Annotated in this window: 14 protein-coding genes; 12 read left to right on the top strand and 2 right to left on the bottom strand. The window is 39.0% G+C overall.

Annotated features, from left to right (window positions below; translation table 11 throughout):
- Window positions 1-224: 224 nt before the first annotated feature.
- The 6 genes from B2866_RS10710 (at window position 225) to B2866_RS10685 (ending at window position 7,593) form a co-directional block, all read left to right on the top strand.
- A complete protein-coding gene (locus B2866_RS10710) occupies window positions 225-1,637 on the top strand; it encodes a hydantoinase B/oxoprolinase family protein (RefSeq protein WP_296193957.1) in 1,413 nt (470 codons plus the stop codon).
- 108 nt (window positions 1,638-1,745) lie between these two features.
- Window positions 1,746-3,827 (top strand): hydantoinase/oxoprolinase family protein, encoded by a 2,082-nt coding sequence (locus B2866_RS10705; RefSeq protein WP_296193955.1) that lies wholly within the window; start codon window positions 1,746-1,748, stop codon window positions 3,825-3,827.
- A 230-nt stretch (window positions 3,828-4,057) separates the two neighbouring features.
- A complete protein-coding gene (locus B2866_RS10700) occupies window positions 4,058-5,158 on the top strand; it encodes an AraC family transcriptional regulator (protein WP_296193953.1) in 1,101 nt (366 codons plus the stop codon).
- 106 nt (window positions 5,159-5,264) lie between these two features.
- The gene (gene rhuM / locus B2866_RS10695) at window positions 5,265-6,275 is read left to right on the top strand and encodes a RhuM family protein (protein ID WP_296193950.1); all 1,011 of its coding nucleotides are present in this window, start codon (window positions 5,265-5,267) and stop codon (window positions 6,273-6,275) included.
- A 96-nt stretch (window positions 6,276-6,371) separates the two neighbouring features.
- The gene (locus B2866_RS10690; protein WP_296193946.1) at window positions 6,372-7,115 is read left to right on the top strand and encodes a zinc-dependent peptidase; all 744 of its coding nucleotides are present in this window, start codon (window positions 6,372-6,374) and stop codon (window positions 7,113-7,115) included.
- Window positions 7,116-7,176: 61 nt separating this feature from the next.
- Window positions 7,177-7,593: a hypothetical protein gene (locus B2866_RS10685; RefSeq protein ID WP_296193943.1), complete on the top strand. Its 417-nt coding sequence runs from the start codon at window positions 7,177-7,179 to the stop codon at window positions 7,591-7,593.
- Between the two features lie 153 nt (window positions 7,594-7,746).
- Here B2866_RS10685 and B2866_RS10680 read toward each other — a convergent pair whose 3' ends face one another.
- A complete protein-coding gene (locus tag B2866_RS10680; protein WP_296193941.1) occupies window positions 7,747-8,421 on the bottom strand; it encodes a hypothetical protein in 675 nt (224 codons plus the stop codon).
- A gap of 255 nt (window positions 8,422-8,676) precedes the next feature.
- Between B2866_RS10680 and B2866_RS10675 the strand changes: the two genes are divergently transcribed.
- Both B2866_RS10675 and B2866_RS10670 read left to right on the top strand, forming a co-directional pair.
- The gene (locus B2866_RS10675; RefSeq protein ID WP_296193938.1) at window positions 8,677-9,162 is read left to right on the top strand and encodes a hypothetical protein; all 486 of its coding nucleotides are present in this window, start codon (window positions 8,677-8,679) and stop codon (window positions 9,160-9,162) included.
- A 1,419-nt stretch (window positions 9,163-10,581) separates the two neighbouring features.
- Window positions 10,582-11,862: a tyrosine-type recombinase/integrase gene (locus B2866_RS10670; protein WP_201540764.1), complete on the top strand. Its 1,281-nt coding sequence runs from the start codon at window positions 10,582-10,584 to the stop codon at window positions 11,860-11,862.
- A 38-nt stretch (window positions 11,863-11,900) separates the two neighbouring features.
- Here the strand turns inward: B2866_RS10670 and B2866_RS10665 are convergent, their stop codons facing one another.
- The gene (locus tag B2866_RS10665) at window positions 11,901-12,290 is read right to left on the bottom strand and encodes a helix-turn-helix domain-containing protein (protein ID WP_201540765.1); all 390 of its coding nucleotides are present in this window, start codon (window positions 12,288-12,290) and stop codon (window positions 11,901-11,903) included.
- Between the two features lie 294 nt (window positions 12,291-12,584).
- On the opposite strand from B2866_RS10665, the gene B2866_RS10660 reads away from it, so the two are divergent.
- Genes B2866_RS10660 through B2866_RS10645 form a run of 4 tightly spaced genes read left to right on the top strand, consistent with a single transcriptional unit; the run spans window position 12,585 to window position 18,209 of the window.
- Window positions 12,585-13,826, top strand: a complete 1,242-nt coding sequence (locus tag B2866_RS10660; RefSeq protein ID WP_296193928.1) for a site-specific integrase — start codon at window positions 12,585-12,587, stop codon at window positions 13,824-13,826.
- Window positions 13,823-15,385: a site-specific integrase gene (locus B2866_RS10655; RefSeq protein WP_296193924.1), complete on the top strand. Its 1,563-nt coding sequence runs from the start codon at window positions 13,823-13,825 to the stop codon at window positions 15,383-15,385. The genes B2866_RS10660 and B2866_RS10655 overlap by 4 nt, the downstream gene beginning before the upstream one ends.
- Complete coding sequence (locus B2866_RS10650) at window positions 15,385-17,751, top strand: hypothetical protein (protein ID WP_296193921.1); 2,367 nt, start codon at window positions 15,385-15,387, stop codon at window positions 17,749-17,751. Before B2866_RS10655 ends, B2866_RS10650 begins: the two co-directional genes overlap by 1 nt.
- The gene (locus B2866_RS10645) at window positions 17,751-18,209 is read left to right on the top strand and encodes a hypothetical protein (protein WP_296193918.1); all 459 of its coding nucleotides are present in this window, start codon (window positions 17,751-17,753) and stop codon (window positions 18,207-18,209) included. The genes B2866_RS10650 and B2866_RS10645 overlap by 1 nt, the downstream gene beginning before the upstream one ends.
- The last annotated feature ends 184 nt before the right edge of the window (window positions 18,210-18,393 follow it).

Here is an 18,393-nt window from a genome sequence, read left to right as displayed (position 1 = left end):
AGCTACAGCTGTACACTCACAGTCAAAAACTCTGCACGCACAGTCCATCTATTTGACCAAAACCTAGCTATAGTGAAAAAGCTTGATCATTAGGATAGATGATAAGCCAGATAAAGCGCACGCTAAAGGGTAAGGATAAATGGTCGTATAGACCGGAATATTCTTTTATTTAGCCTATATAAATGCGCTTATTCTGACCCAAATTTCTCGACAAGGAGTCTTTTATGAGCAACGCTCACCCCTCTATAGATCCTATTACCTTGTCTGTCGTACGTGGTGCCCTAGAAACGGCGCAGCGTGAGATGACAACCACCTTAGAAAAAACCGCCCGTTCGAGTGTCTTTAACTTAGCCCATGACTATAGCAATGCGCTGTTTGATCATTTGCCTGAGATGATTTTGCAAGGGCAAGATATTCCCATTCATTTAGGCTCACTGATGCCTGCCATGAAAGCCGTTGCCGAATATTATGGTGACGACATTCATGAAGGCGATGTGATTTATCATAACGACCCTGTGATGATGGGCAGCCATATCCTAGATTGCTGTATGTATAAGCCGGTATTTTATAAAGGCGAGCTGGTCTTTTGGACGGTCTGTAAAGGTCATGTCACTGATATCGGAGGCCCTGTACCCGCCGGCTATAATCCTGATGCTAAAGAGATATATGCCGAAGGGTTACGCATTCCGCCCATTAAGATTTGGGAAAAAGGCGTCAAACGCCATGACGTGATTAACCTCATACACAGTAATATGCGCTCACGCCGTAATCAAGAAGGCGATCTTAATGCTCAATATGGGGCGTGTGCCGTCGGTGAGCGCAACATGATTGCGCTGTTAGAAAAATATGGCATTGAGACGGTACGTGGCGCGATTGAAGAGCTAAAGAGCATGGCTGACACCCATATGCGCTCATTAATCTCCTCTATTCCAGATGGCGATTATCATGGCGAGGCGGTGTTAGAAGACTCAGGTCATGGCTTGGGTGATATGACCATTAGCGCCGACATTGTCATCAAAGACAGCGACGTGCATATTAAAATCACCAGTCCACCGCAAGTCCCTTACTTTATCAACTCTTATGCCGGTAACTCGATGTCAGGGGTATTACTTGGTCTGATGATGTTTGCTCAAGTAGAGCCGCCGTATAACGAAGGCTTATACCGCTGTGTGACTGTTGATTTGGGCGAGCATGGCACCTTATGTAATGCCAAAGAACCGGCGCCGCATGTTAACTGTACGACCACGCCGATGGAAACCTTGACCGATGCGGTACGTATGGCATTTGAAGCGGCAGCACCTGAGCGTGTTACCGCGTCTTGGGGACATTCATCAGGGATTAATATTGCTGGTATAGATCCAAAGACTGGCGAGCAATACGTCACCATGATTTTGGCGTCTATTATTTCAGGCGCAGGCGCCACACAACAAATGGATGGCTGGCATGCTTGTGGACCATTGAGCTGCTTTGGGGCGCTAAGCTCGGGAGATATTGAGCTATTGGAATATCAGTATCCCATCTTAATTCATAAGTATGGCTTGGCAGCTCATTTGATCGCGATATTCAAGCGGTCATCAAGGATGTACAAGAAAGGATTATCTCAATTGCTGCGGCAAAGATTGAATACGGTGTGGTGATTGACCCAGAGACTCTGACGCTCAATGAGACTGAGACTGAGTACTTACGCCGCCAGCTAACCGCATAAAATACCCATTAATATTTCACGATTGAGTTAAGGATGACTTATGAACAACGATTTTCGTATTGGCGTTGATGCTGGCGGGACTTTTACAGATTTTGTCTTAGCAGAAAAAACCGGTGATATTCATTTGTTTAAAGCACCATCGACCCCAGAGGATGGCACCTTAGCCATTGCCAATGGTTTACAGCAAATTGCCAATAAATTTAACCGTCCTATCGAAGACATCATTCAAGCCTGCGATTTGTGCATAAATGGTACGACGGTTGCACTGAACGCACTGATTCAAATGACGGGCGTGAAAGTGGGCTTGCTATGTACCAAAGGGCATGAAGACAGTATCGAGATACGCTTAGGGCACAAAGAAGAAGGGCACCGCTATGATGCCAGTTACCCGCCAGCGCCGCAGATTGCTACTCGTGAGCGCCGCTTTCCCATCCGTGGGCGTATCTTAGCAGACGGCAGCGAACACGAGCTGCTAAATGAGCAAGATATCCTCGATGCGATTAAAGTGTTAAAACAGCAAGACGTGCAAGCGGTTGCTATCTCTTTTGTGTGGTCTATTCGCAATACCCAGCACGAACAGCGTGCCAAAGCGCTCATTGAGCAGCACATGCCGGGGGTGTTTGTCTGCTGCGGTAGTGAAGTATATCCGCAGATTAAAGAGTATACACGTACCTCAACGACATTGGTGAATGCCTATTTAAGTCCGGTTATGGCGTCTTATGTACATAAGATTGATGATTACTTTAAAGCGCTCGGCGCTGAGCAGCCTGTTCGTTACTTTCAGTCGAATGGTGGACTTGCCGTCGGTAACATCATGCGCGAACGCGCAGTTAATGCCATCAACTCAGGACCCGCATCAGCACCGCAAGCAGGACTGTATATTGCCAGCGCCTTTGGCATTGATAACATTATCACCGTCGACATGGGCGGTACGTCTTTTGACATCACTATGGCCAAATCTGGCCGAACCAGCCTAAACCGTGATATTGATTTCTTACGCAATCGTATTGGCGTGCCGATGATTCATGTCGAAACGCTGGGCGCAGGCGGCGGCTCTATTGGTCATGTGAATAACTTTGGTATGTTGGAGGTTGGTCCACAAAGTGCTGGCGCGACTCCGGGGCCTGCCTCTTATGGTAAAGGCGGTGAGTTGCCAACGGTTACCGATGCCAATCTGGTGTTAGGCTACTTAGAGCCCGATGCCGTGCTAGGTGGCTGCGTGACTTTGGATAAAGACAAAGCTCAGCAAGCGGTACAAAAACATATCGCTGATCCACTAAAGATTGACTTGGCACATGCAGCCTTTGGTATCAGTGCCATCGTTAACCAGAATATGGCAAATGGCATTCGCCGTATTACCATTGAAAAAGGCTATGACCCTCGCGACTTTGCATTAATCTGTGCCGGCGGTGCTGCTGGCATGCATATTGTTGATTTGGCAGAAGAGATGGGTATTGGCACTATCTTGATACCAAAGATTGCCTCTTGTCTCTGCGCCTTTGGTCAAATCATCTCTGATATTAAATATAACTATTTGGCCACGCAAATGATGCTTATTGCGCCAGATTCAGAGCTACAGTCGCTCAATGCCACCTTACATGAGCTAGAAAGCCTAGGAGTGCAAAAGCTGTTAGAAGATGGCTTTGCAGAAGACGACATTATCATCGAGCGTACCATGGAGATGCGCTACGTCGGGCAGGTGCATGAGTGTAATGTACTGATACCCAATGGCAAGCTTGATGCCGATAGCGTGCAAACGATTTTGGAAGCCTTCCACCATCGTCATAAAGAGCTCTATACTTATGATGAGCGTGATAATAAGGTGGAGCTCGTCAATATCGAAGTCGCTGTCATCGGTAAAATCAGTAAGCCCAAGCTACCAGAGCTTACTAAGCAACAAGGTGATATCAGTCAGGCTCAAGTCGGCAGCCGTGAGATGATCATGGATCAAGAATACGAATGGATTGATACGCCTATTTATAATGGTGAAGAGTTTGGGGCAGGGGCGTTGATTGCAGGGCCTGCGCTTATTCAAGAGCCAACTACCACGATTGTGATTAAAAAAGGCTGGCAAGCAGAGCTGCATGAAACGGGCACTTATAAGCTGACCAAAGCCGCTTAGCTTGCAGTTTTTATCGTTTTTTATCGTTCTAGCTTTTTATAACCTTTCCATCAGGCATTGAACCCTCGTTTAATGCCTGATGTTTGTTTTAGGTATCGTATTAGACATGATAGTAGTTATACGTTTATGATATAAAAATAACCGCTTAGCATCTAATAAAATGCTTACAAATAGCGCTTAGTGTATAAACAGCGATTACGGCTCGTTTTTTATTCATAGAGTATTCAAGGATGAATGCAGGTCACGATACAGATAAGACAAATGGCACAGCAAACAGCGATAGTCTCATGGACATTGTAGGGGAGTGTTCTATTTCAAATTCGGCAATATCATCACCACTATTAACCCCATTTTCGCCAATATCTTCAACGCCTGCTATAAGCGCTCCTCAAACGTTAGACGCGTTTGATTGGAAGCACACCATCAACGACACCTATTTTGATCTCAATGTCAACTTTCGACAGCCAAGTCAATTTGCTGGTTATTTGCAACACGCCAAGCTTTTGGATATCGGCGTGTCTCATTATCATGCCAATACCGTGCATTATAAACGCAGCTTAGTAAGCAATCAGTCTAGTGACGGCGTTAAGGACAATAGTAGCGATGACAGTATTTTAATCACCTTTCCTGTGACCGGTAGCGTCCGTTTTGCGCAAAAAAACCGCCAATTAACCTCAAGCCCGGGTCAGTTTTTTATTGAGCTATCAAACTTACCTTACGAGTTTTATCACCTGCAAGAAGTATCGTTATATGTGATTAAGGTACCATTAGCGCTATTAAGCCCGCAAATGGGTACGATAGAGCGGCAATTTGCCCGCAGTCTGTCTATTGATGAAGGGGCTGGCAGGTTGCTGGTTTTTCAAATCAGACAGATATTAGAGCTGATTCAGCAGCATCGATTGGCGGCTTTAGAGGTTAAAATCCTAGAGCAGCAGCTGCTTAATCTTATTATATTGACATTGGGCGCCCCGAAAGAGGTGATGATGAGTAGCAGCTCGTCCATACAGTCGGTGCGTCTAAAGCGCATCGAGCATTACGTCCATCTGCACCTAGAAAACCCTGCTTTGACACCAGCGATGGTCGCTGCTGCTTGTCATATATCGGTCAGATACTTGCATAAGCTGTTTGCTGAGTTGCCCTATAGTTTTTCGGAATGGGTAAAAGAATTGCGCTTAAAGCAGGCCAATCATATTTTAAAAACCAAAAGTTATGTGACCATCGATGAAGTGGCGCATCGAGTCGGTTACGGTGACCAAGGTTACTTTTCACGCATTTATAAGCAGCATTTCGGTTATACGCCGCGAGATACGCCAAGCACAGGCACAGAATAGTCATTGTTATGTACTCTGTCATGCAGTCGCTGTATGATTTGCCTATTAAGAATAATAACCACAGCGCAAGCATTTATATTGGGATTAGGATTGGGGGAGAGCTGAGATGATTAACGTTATGAATGATGAAGTGGCAAAAGTAGAGATATATGAAAGCGCTGATGGAAAGGCGCAGATAGAGATACGCTTAGAACACGACACTCTATGGCTCTCACAATCCCAATTGGCGACGCTGTTTGAAAAAGACTCGGATACCATAGGGTTGCATCTAAAAAATATTTATAAAGAAGGTGAGTTAGACCCAGAAGCAACTACCGAGTATTCCTCGGTAGTTCGTCAAGAAGGGAGTCGGCAGGTTCGACGTAACATTCGCTTTTACAATCTAGATGCTATTATTTCTGTGGGTTATCGAGTTAATTCCAAAAAAGGTACTCAGTTCCGTATATGGGCAACTCAGCGCTTACGAGAATACTTAGTTCAAGGCTACACGCTCAATCAAGAGCGCTTTGATAAAAACTCAAGCGAGCTACAACAAGCGTTAAATTTAATTCGAAAAACCGCGCAAAGTCCCGAGCTTAAAACTGATGAAGGCCGTGGCTTGGTTGAGATTATCAGCCGTTACACACAGACATTCTTATGGTTACAGCGCTATGACGAAGGATTACTTGATAATCCTGTAGGGCAAGAGGGCGGTATCTTACCCAGTCCGACTGAGGCGATGGCAGCGCTGACAGATTTGAAAGCGCAGCTGATAGATAGAGGTGAGGCGACTGAGCTATTTGCTAAGCCTCGCGGTGATGGCTTGGACAGTGTACTGGGTAATTTAGAGCAAACGGTGTTTGGCGCGCCTGCGTACCCGACCATCGAGAGTAAGGCGGCACACCTACTGTACTTTATGGTCAAAAACCATCCTTTTACCGATGGCAATAAACGCAGCGGCGCTTTTTTGTTTGTAGATTTTCTGCATCGGAATAATCGACTGCTTAATGATAAAGGTGATATGGTCATCAATAACACAGGTCTTGCCGCATTAACGTTATTGGTTGCCGAGTCTGACCCCAACCAAAAAGAAACCTTGATTAAATTGATTATGAATATGCTGTCCTTAGAGTCTTGATAAACAGGTTTATTGTCAACAACATTTAACCCCTTAAAAACACATAACGCCAATAATAAAAAGCAGATTCAACGCCAAAATTAAAGGAAACTCACTATGTTTAGTATGATAAAAGACTGGCGCGAGCAGCGCATATTGGACAACAGCGAGTTTACCCATGCTGACTGGCTGCAAGCGGCTCAGCGTATTGTCATACTTGATAGGCTAGACGAGGATGAGCTAACACGCTTGTTTGAGCTGGCGACGTTGTTTTTGGCGGATAAGTCGATTACTGGCGCACAGGGTTTCGAGATTACCGATGCGGTCAAGCAATCTATCGCCTTACAAGCTTGCCTGCCTATTTTAAACCTAAGCCTTGAGTGGTACGCTGGCTGGTCGGCCATTATTATTTATTCAGGTTCTTATAAAAGCGAAACCACCACCGTCGATGAGTTGGGGGTTGTCCATGAGGGCAGTCAGCACCGTAGCGGTGAAGCGTGGCTGCGTGGCCCCGTTATTCTGTCGTGGAAGGATGCCAAACACTCAGGTGAGCGCGATGGTCATAACGTGGTCATTCATGAATTTGTGCATAAGCTTGATATGCTAAATGGTCGTGCTAATGGCTTTCCGCCGCTGCAACCAGATATGGATCCGGCGCACTGGACCAAGATTATGAGCCGAGACTTTGAGGATTTTCAAAGCCATCATAAATCAGGTCTCGACCGTTATGGCGCGACCAATCCAGCAGAGTTCTTCGCGGTACTGAGCGAAGTATTTTTTGAGACGCCGCAAAAGCTAATTGATGCTTATCCTGATATTTACGAGATAATGGTGAAGTTTTTTCGCCAAACGCCGCTATAAATGAAAGGCGTCTTGGTAAAAGCGATTAGAAAAAAACCATACTTACAAGAATATGAATTTCATGAAAAAATTGCTAATTTTAATTTATGCTTTGCTGATAACGCATCCGGCCTATGCTATCAATGCGCTCTCACAATATCCTAAAGAGCTGCAAGAATTAGGAGTATATATAGATTCAACCCTCGATAAAGTCAAAAATATACCTGATAATGAAGGTTTTTGTTCAACTCAGTCAGCTTTTGCTTTCAATATTATGGAGATGAGACAAAAAGGGGTTGATTATAGTGACATTTATCATTTAATGAATATAAACAACAAAGCAGATTTAACGACAAAAGGCATGGATAAACTAGATAGTTATAAGGGCGTTTTTGAGGAAGCGTATGATTATCCAGTATATGAAAGTAAAGAGGATAAGGGTACTGCTACTACCTTCTATATGACCTATAAAAATCATCAATGTTTACTCAGTTTATAAGTTTTTTTACGGATTTTTCAGTCGCTAATGTCTTAATTATCCGTTTAATAGCTTAGAAAACAGATGAAAAGGGCAGTGTATTGATTTAATAGCACTGCCCATTATTGTTGGATTTTATGACTGTAAGCGCTTGTTTTTATAGCTAAAAATTATTTAAACCGTCCATTGTTCATTGACGATAGCGACCAAATAGCGCTTGCCTTGGTACTCATCAAACACTAAGCGCATGATACGCCAATCCATACCAGAGTATTGCTCTGAGCCTTTATGATAAAACTCAACAAACTCGGAATTGGGATAAATTTCTTTTAAATTATTAATCATATTACCACTGTGCTTAAACTCGTTAACGCTGATACTGGCATTGTTATAGGTATCGCCATCGACCCAAGTTTCCAAGTATTCTGGGAGCGGAATCACTAACGGCTCACCAGAGCCATCACGTTCACCCCAAGTAAAGCGGATTCTGGATTGTTGTAAGTACTGCGCGAATTGCTCGCGGCTAAAGACTTTATCAGTCTCAGGGCGCACATAGGCATACATGGAAAAACGCACACCGCGCGTCGGATGAATGTCGTTGGTAATGCGCGCAAAGTCGTTGTTCGCCAGTGCACGCTGGATACGTAAAGCTTGCTGCCTAAGCGTTTGCTGGCTCATATCGGAGATAACGGGTGCTGAGGTGTTGCCATTTTGTTGGCTGGGTATTTTAACGGTAGACTCAGCGGAAGATGAGCAGCCAGTCGCGACAAGTATGGAAGCAAAGCACGCCGCAGTGGTTAATTTATACAAACCTGACTGAAAAATATTAAAACGAGATGATGACATCATAAAAATATCCTTATCGTAGCTTATTAAAATTAGAATGGCTTGAAACCTAGGTTATTGCTGGTTTACATCGGTGTTCGCTTATCAGTAGCGATTATTTATCAATAGTACTCATAACTGCCCAAAGTTGATAATGTTGCAGTGTAAACGGGGTTGTTGTTTGAAAAACTTCATTGACATAATAATAGCGTAAAACAATAGTTTATATTCTTTTTTATGAATATAATACATCATATGTTGTAGCCGATGGAGAGCGCCATGCAGAAAACAATATTTTCTATCATGATGTTAATCATAGGGTTTTTTGCCATGTCTGCGACCGCCAATCTAACAGAAGCCTTGCAGACGACGTTTGCCATGAAAGTCACGACCATCGCAGATATGTACCAACAAGATGTGGATAATCAGGGTCAAGATTATCCAGTGGTTTTGCACCAATATGGCAGCCCAGAGCTAAAAGCGGCCATGCAGCTTGAGCGGGATTATTTTGCTAGAGAGCAAATGTCTTGTCATATTGGTTATGATGTTTTATGGAGTTCGCAAGATCCTGATTATGAGCAAGATAAGCAGTTTGCAGTAACCGAGCAAGGATTGGTTCAAGTCAGCTTGGCACAAGGAGATGATGTGTATTATGAACTGTCATGTAAAAGCGTTGGTCATGACGTGGCTTGCCAAGTGACGGATGTCATCCTAGATGAGGATGGAAAGTCTTTACGCGAGTATTTGCTAGAGCATTGTCGTTAGCTGGCGCTGAAGTTTTAAATGAAAATTTTAAAGTCGGTGCTGGTATTAATATTAAATGCGAAGATGAACATTGTAGATATTTCTTTTTGGCTGGAAACAAATGACAATCATGACAGAGAAAGTTAGATAAAAATATTATGTACTTTACTCTTAAGACCGTTGGCTTATTTTCGCATAATGTATATTATGTTAAAGGGACGGTACCCGATGATAAGTTCATGGGATTATGATCAAACAGTAATTTGTTAGTCAGTCTGGTTGTTAATTGCTTAACCATGATATGTGTTACCTGTTCAAATAATCATTGTAATCACCGCTAGTATAATTACTAACTGATATATCTTGAAGCCTTAATGTATAGAGTCTTCATAGATCCTAGTTTATCCGTAATCGATTAATGTATTAATTCAAGTCGCTAATAGCCTCTCTATATATTCCAGAAGCCTATTATAGATATGTTGTAGATACAGTAATTTTACTATTCATTCAAAGTTAGTCTGTTTGGTAATCTTGCTCTGCTCATCATTGCTAAGCTTATTACCTTCACAATACCTACCAAGCCCTTTGCATAATCTGTCATTTCTAATCATCACCTAATAACCGAATCACTCATCAATCGATTGTTGGTAGCTTAGCCGACTTCCTCATTAATGCGAATATGCTTGAACTACGTTAGGTACAGAAGTATTCGCCACCAAGTGACAATCAGCTCAAAGTAAAAGCAATAACCCTTCTGAATGCCTATTACTCTATATCATTGATAAGCATGTATACAAGCTCTGACAATGCGCCTACTTGGCATATCAGTAGGTCCAATCTAGATGCACCTTATAGCTGCTATCATCATAGCTAACTACGTTGTAATACGCTTTTATTTAGAGTCATCAAAAGAGCCTTCCTAATTAGTGAAACATTCATTGGTCTTTTCTAACATCTCTCGTTCTTCCTGAGATATCTTAATATAAAGCATTGAGTTGATACCTTCCAAATTTGCACAGAACAGTACTATCACCCTGATTAAGGTATTCTGTGCAAGTACAGGAGCACGGTTTTTCGTGCAAATATGTCGAAGGACTCTATTGCCAATAGCAAACAGCACTCTTACTTTTAACCTATGTGAAGTTTATTCCTTCAAACACCATATATATCAACAAAAAAATAGCTTACTCCTTCTTTCTCCACTATACTATAATTATCCCCAACCTTAACTTGGGGATAATTAAGTGTTAAAACCTTTATTATATAAGGTTTTTCTAATAATATTAGCGAATACCAGTGTCCATAGCAGTGTCCAATAATATTCCATGCTGCTTTCCTTAACTTGAAAAACCTACTGAAAAATTACTCTGGACCTCAGCATATAGATATTAGATCAATAATCATAACTCATCTACCTTAGAGAAATTACGGATACACATCATGACTATCAATAATGCAAACGATATCAATAAGCTTGAATGCCGAGATAAGGATTATTCGGTCAGTGTCTCAGGTGTGGCTGGTTTAAGTCTGCGTATTTATCCAAATGGTAAAAAGGAATACTACTTGCGATATTCCCATCCACATATCGAGGGCAAACGCCCTAGGATGATGTTAGGTAAGATTGAGGAGATCAGTTTACATGAAGTTAAGTATAAAGCAGAAGCCATCCTTAATACGGTCGCAAAAGGTTCTGACCCTAAAGCTATCCAGCAAAAAGAGCAAACTAATAAGTATACTCACCTAAAAAATGCTACGTTTTCTGACATTGCCCAAGCATGGCGAGAACACAAAACATCAGGTCGCAATCAAGGCAAGTCTAAAAAACCGTCATTTAGTGAGTCAACCCTCAAGTTTTGGGATTTATGTCTGGGATATATGTGTCGTGAAATTGGCGACTTGAGAATGGACGATATCACCAGCGAGATGATACTGAGTGTGTGTGAGTCAATTCAGAATAATGACAATCAAGCGACTTTCGTTGGTGCAAGCACTCGTTTGTATACTGAAAAAGTCTTTTCGTTTGCTGTTGCTCGAGGGTTGTGCGATAGAAATGTGGCGATTGATACCCGAGGTGAGCTTGCACCTGCCAGCTCAGGCAATCACTTACCAGCCATTACCAAGCCTGATCAGTTTGCAACCCTTCTAAATGACATGTCCAATTTTAAAGGTGCAAGTAAAATCACATTGGAGGCAATGAATCTACTACCATATGTCTTCGTACGTAGTATCGATTTGCGCTCTATGCGCTGGCAAGATATAGATTGGGATAATAAGCTGTGGGCGTTCTCTCCTACTAAAGGCGAAGGCCGTGAGGATATGGTATCGCACTTAGTTGTGCCTTTAGCCACGCAAGTCATTGAACGCTTACGAAGAATACAAGTAATCACAGGTCATAAAGAATATGTATTTGCATCACTGCGTGCCTCAAGCAATAACTATATTAGTAAAGCGACTCTAGTACAGATATTCCATAGGCTTGGATACAAAGATATTCAATGCGCTCATGGATTCCGAGCATCGGCCAAAACCTTACTTATGGAACAACCTGAGCTGCGTTATTCAGATATCGTGACTGAGCTGCAATTAGGACATCGAATAAAGGATACGCATGGTGGCGCTTATAACCGATTAGATGAAATTAATACCAGAGTGCTAATGATGCAAAATTGGGCTGATTATATAGATGAACTAAGAAACTCTCCTAAAAAGAGATCTTAGGGTTTTTCATGAAAAACCTATGAGCTGTGAATACTTATTCAATCTTTCTCAATTAACTTTTGATCAGCAGAGTATTCAATAGTATCAACTACATCGGGTTCAATAACACTTGGGATAAGCATTTTGCGAGGTTGGGTCATATACAAACCTGACCTTATATAATTTTGGACAGCTTTAGGGGCATTATTAAATAATTCCAATAAAGATCTATCATCTTTAGATACTCCATCGACACTACGTTTCCCTGTGACCACATAATGAATATCAAAACCTAGCTTTGATATTTCATAAAGGTATCTTGTGTCAGGACTTCGTTTACCTTTCTCATAATTAGACTGCGTTGGTATTGCTATCCCCGCAAAATCCGCTACTTCTTTTGCTTTAAAACCTAGTCGTACACGTTCTTCAGCTAAAAATATATTATTCAATTGATTAATATCCTAATTACAATAGTTAACTATACGGATAATTTATAAAGCTGTATTATACCCTATAAATCCTAAATAACCTTCTAAGTCAATCATAACTTTATAACAGTATTCTTGCAAAAATTATCAATAATAATCTTTGAACTGTGAGAGCGAAGGGTGTTTGACAAATTGCACCAGATGCTCTCAATTCATATAAAAACTATATATAACTGTCTCGAATAAGGATAGACCCATATGTTTTTAGTTAGTCTAGTCAAACTATCTAACCCATCTGACAATCGAAGGTACATTTTGATTGATGAAGAAACACGCTCTCCATGTCTCTACCCTCTACTTTACGTCATGTCGAAATTGAGACTTAAAAGTCTTTCAACTCAACAGGGTAATTTGAACGCATTGAAGTTTTGGCATACTTTTTGGAAAGAGAAATTTAACGAAGATTTTTGTTTATCGTTCTATGAAAGTAAATATAATGCTGAAATATTTATTGAGGAGATTGATAGTTTTTTTATATATCTTGAAAACAATAGTAAATATGATAAGAATCTGATAAGAATAAATAAACAGGTAGAAATGAATTACACTACAATATCAAAAAAAATTCAAGACACTATAAAGTATCTAATTTTTCTAACTGATAATTTTACATGGCAAGATATTGAAAATAATAACTTAAGACATAATTCCAATAGAAGAATAATGCTAACTCTTCAGAATAAATTAGATCAATATACTAGAATGTCTTCTAGTAATAGTAATGTGAAACAATTTAAAAGTTTAACTAAGCGTATGAAAGATAGTTTTTATGAAATCATATTACCATCGACTCCAACAAAAAATAATCCTAAAAACATTTTTAAAGATAACTCAACTCAGTTCCGTAACTTTCTTATCGTCCGATTACTCATAAATTACGGATTAAGAGCAAGTGAATTACTACTCCTATCGACAAAATCAATAAAATTAGATGGGAATGCAGGCAGTTCGTTCTTAGTTGTATGTGATACTCAAGATACCAAAGATTATAGATCACCCAAACCTAATATTAAAAACGAGCAGTCAAATAGAATCCTTCAGCTTTCGCGCGATGATTACAAGTTGATATCTTATTATACTGAAAATCATAGACCTAAGAATGCAAAGTCTGATTTATTATTTTTGTCTTTACAATCTCCATTTTCTCCATTGAGTTACTCATCTATAAAGAAGATGTTTAATGCATGGGATAAACAGCTTAGAGAATTATATCCAGAATATTATGACTCTAGGTACACTGGTTCGATTGACAAGTTGAGTGCACATGTCTGTCGTCATACCTGGGCTACGCTAATGCTAGAATACACGTATATTACAGCTATGAATAGTTCATCTAATCATGAGGTTGCAATGAGTCAAGCAATAGAGGATTTGAAAAAATCTGGAGGCTGGAGTTCAAATAGTTTAATGGTAAGTAAATATGCTGATAGATATTTATCAGAGCGTGCTAACACTACGAATATTAATAGAATGACAAATCATGGAGACGCTTTATGAACCTATCTATTAAAAAAAATTATACGAATGAAATGATAACTGAGGAGTCAATATTCTCAAATGAGCAGTTAGATTTTATTAATGAAATAAAACTACCTAAAATCGTACGATTCATACGTGCAGATAAATTTGATGATAAGTTTATAAATGTTTCAAAGGATATTTGGGAGTTTAAATACTCTGGAAATCGTGAAAAAATTTCATTTAAAGATATGAATTACGTAGAGGTGAAAATAATAAAGTTTCTTTTGATTAAGTATATATATAAAAACTCCCCCTCTCATCTAGGAGATAAGTTTAGAAAAATAAGAAAGTTTTTTAAACACCTTAGTGTTACTGAAAGAATAATTAACTTTAAAAAGTCTAAGAAGATTTTAATTAACTCAACCGATGATAAACAATTTTACTTTTCGATTAAATTTATTATAATTACTTTTATTTTGGAGGGCTTTCCAGAATTTTCTATTGATGACGAATATGACCTAGAAATAATAAAAAAACCTAAATCTACAAGAAGTAGTCTTTATTACGAAGAATATGAAGATAATATAGACTTACCAACTATTAATATAATTCAAAAAGGGTTTATAGAGCTCAATCATATATTAAATTCGGCGAAAAAAGATTCGATAAGCAAGTCAGAGCTAAAAAATGCGTCAATATTAGCGTTGGCATTCACTACAGGTATGCGCCCTGTTCAAATGTCAAAGCTTTCAGCTGGAGACTTAAAAGAAGATATACCAGAAGATTCACTAGGTATAGCAAGATACAGCCTTTTGGTCCCTTATGCAAAACAAGCACGCTTTACGCACAAAAAAGTAGCTATAAAGTTGCCAGAAGAAATTGCTTTTATCATACTTACCTATATTCATCGATTAAAATTATCAGATACAGATAAACTATTCGAGTTAGGAGAAAAATCCGCTGTCACATGCTCAGAGGCTATTAACGATCAGCTATTTAAGTTTTCACCTGTCGAATATAGGACTCAAGTTTTAAGTGGAGATATACTTCAAATAAAATATTCGATGTCACAATTTAGACATCATGTTGGACATAGCATGGCAATGTCAGGAGCGAGTGCTGAAGAGATTGCCTACATCCTAGGTCATTCAAGTCTTGTTGTTGCTAGGCATTATATATTTTCATCACCTGAAACTGCAATTATTAGAGCTAAAGCATTAGGGAAAAATGCTGCATACAAGCAAATGATCGCTATGTTTATGACAAGTACTATTGTTAAAAAATCTAAATGGTTAGGAAAAAAAGTTAGTGGCTTCGTTCATAAAGATTTTCATCATGAAATAGGGGGTTGTGCATATGATGATACTTGCCCATTCGAGCAAGTCAGGAATTGCTATGGATGCTTATATTTTCATCCATTTAAAGACAAAGATCATTCAGAAGTGTTAGAGAGCATACAGTCAGAAGTTAATGATATTATCACTATCGCTGACTCTACACAATGTTCCAGAAACCCTCTGCTATTAGTACACGAAAGTACAAAGTTTGAAATTGAGTCTGTGATAGCAAGATGTAGTTTAATGGAGGATATATAATGTCAAATAAAGCTTACCTCGATTTTATAAATGAGCAAAAAGATCATTTTAACCGACATTTATCCTCAGACTTTAATCAAACGTGGAATGATACGTATTGGCAAGGTGGTGAGAAAGGATCTGGCTGGTTGTACTGTAGAAGTAAAGACGTAAACTTAGTATTTAATGAAGGCAAACGATTAAAAGGTTTACCTGCGTTTGATATCTCAGAAAATTTTTATGATTTCTTTAGATCAATATTAGTACTTAGTTATAGAAGATCTAACTCCAAAGCGTCACCGCAAAAACTTCATGCTGAACTATTAATTCTCAAACGTTGGTATTATTCTTTAGTTACTTTAACTGACGACAACTCTCCACAAAGCTTGTGTACCGAAGTTTTGGTTAACGCTTTTGAAATTCAAGTTAAAAATAGCAATCCCAAAAGTCTACCTGATATTGCTGGTACATATTTGAGACTTCAAGAACTTATTAACAAGCATATGCACCTGAGTAAGAGATTAGAATTTGAAAATGATTATAACTATCTTAGTAGTAAAAATAGAACACCTAATGCAAGAAAGACGAAAGAACTAATAGATAAACTGGACATAGATGAAGATGAAGTTGACACAAAAAAACTTATATCGATTCAAACTTTTATTAATATCGCATCATTAAAGAGTTTATGTCAAACAAACAGTGAGAAGATGTTATTAAACCTTTTAACTATTTTAATAGTTACTGGGTTTCGCTCGACTGAAGCAATTCTACTAAAGAAGGATTGTTTAATCAAAAAACCTTTGCTTGATCCTTCAAGTGGGAGTACCTTGAAGCATAATGGTATAGAACAGTATTCACTCGGTATTCGCTACTATGGTGCTAAAGGTGCTGGAGAGAGAATTCACTGGGTTGAACCCTCCTCTTCTAACTTAATAGAAAGACTAGTTTTAGATACTATTGAGCTTACAGAAAAGCCTAGAAACACATTAAAATATTTAAGAAGTAAGAATTTAATTGATCTTCTACCTAAAGCTATTGACGATATCGAGTCAGATTTAATTGAGCTTGACGACTTGATGAACCTACTTTTCCATTTGAAAGAAAGTAAGCTAGGTCGTGCAGGACAAAGAGATATGGCTTTAAAATCCTTCAAATCAGCGGGAGTGGTTCCAGATAAAGAGCTGCCTAGCGGTAAAAGTATTCTCAGATATTATTCCAAAAAAACTATTAATGAATTTATAAAATCACTATCAGATTATGATAAATCTAATCCTATAGATTATATTTTTAATTATGAGGGTATACAAGAAACCATTCCTTTTGAAGACCTTCTATTCATACATGAATATAGGTCCACTAACCTAAAAAGAAACTTCTACAACAAGACCAATATTATTCCCTTGACTAATATTCTTATTAATGGTTTTTTAGGAGCTACAAGAAATATATCAGTGTTTGAGAAGTTTGATCTCAAGGACAAAGATAACGTACACTCTAAAATTACAAGCCACATACCCAGACATAATATCAACACTTTTTTAGCAATTGCTGAAGTCTCAGAACATCTACAAGCAATGCTTATGGGTCGTACAAATCCCAGTCAAAATAAAAGTTATCAGCACCTTAGCTTACGACAAAAAACCTTCAAAGCTGATTTATCTTCTAAAAAAGCTGCGAGTAAGATCGATTCGGTTACTTTGTCAGAACATAACGCTTTAATAAGTCAAGAGCCCCTTGTTAAAACTCCTATTGATACTCTGCTGGAAGATCTAAGTCTATATGCTTCTCCCGATCGATCATTAGAAAATAATATTAGAAGTAATTTACACACTTTTGATAACAAAGATGAAATAGCTGATTTTTTCAAACCTTTACCATCGGATGTTTTATTCAATGATTTTATCGAAGGTCTAGGTCAATCTTATCAGAACGAACTTATTAATAGTGAAGTTTTAGCTGACGAACTAATAAAGAGGCATGCTTATCTATATCCCCTACCCTTTGGTTCCTGTACGCGTAATATAGGGGCTAATGGGTGTCCGAAACGCTTAGCATGCCAAACAGGTAGTCCATGTAGCGATTTCACTGTTACAGGACGCTTGGGTGAATTAAACAATCTAATAGAAGTTAAAAAGAGCTTAATGGAACAGTATGAGTTTATTAGCAACAGCAATAGTATTTCGCATCCTAATAAGATTTTAGACAAGACTAAAACTCAATTACAAAATTTACAAATTATAGAGGATAGGATGATTGAACGACAGCAAGGGCTAACTAAAATTAGTATGTATCAACATGATGAAGGCGTTAAAAGATTACCAATAACGATTAGCGAGTTATTTACGATAGAATATGATAAGTCTGAGGGTAAGGAGGTAATCTAATGTTACAAGATAGTATTGATAAACCAGTACTAAGAGGACAAGAGTTAAATAAAGCCATAGAGTCTGAACTACAACTAATGCTTGATGAAGGATACGATATAAGTCCAATAACTCATAAGAGCCTATATGATCGTTTGAAAAGTAAGGGCTACATCAGGGGTAAGATAAGCACTCTAAGTTCACGTAAAGAACTAATTAGCGGATACATGACTGAACAAATAGAATCAAATGGGTTTACTGAAAGAGAAAAGCAAATTTACGTTAATGGAAAAAGCAACAAAGCATTGCTAGAGAAGAATAAAAGACTTGAGAAACGTATTCAAGAATTAGAATGTCTACTGGATGCTAATACTGAAATATTAATAAACATTATTCAAGAAGTAAAATTAAGGGGTAAAATGGATATTGACTTATTACTTGCACCTCATTTACTTCGAAACCACAAAGTTAGTAAGTGAATATCGATAATTGATTAGTGTAATTGAGCCCATTCCGATCGAGTAGCCTTTGAGTACTATCTATCCTATTGTCTATTCAGGCTATATCGTAGTTAAAGTTTATCAAGATAAGTAGAGGGTATTAATATGGCTCTCTTTCCTTAAGCGTGAGTCTTGATGGTAAAAAAGGCCCATATAGCATGCA

The organism is Psychrobacter sp. UBA3483 (genome assembly GCF_002377905.1).
Classification (GTDB): Bacteria; Pseudomonadota; Gammaproteobacteria; order Pseudomonadales; family Moraxellaceae; genus Psychrobacter.
Note: the sequence above shows the minus strand (reverse complement) of the source record. Positions and strands in the feature narration are given on the sequence as shown.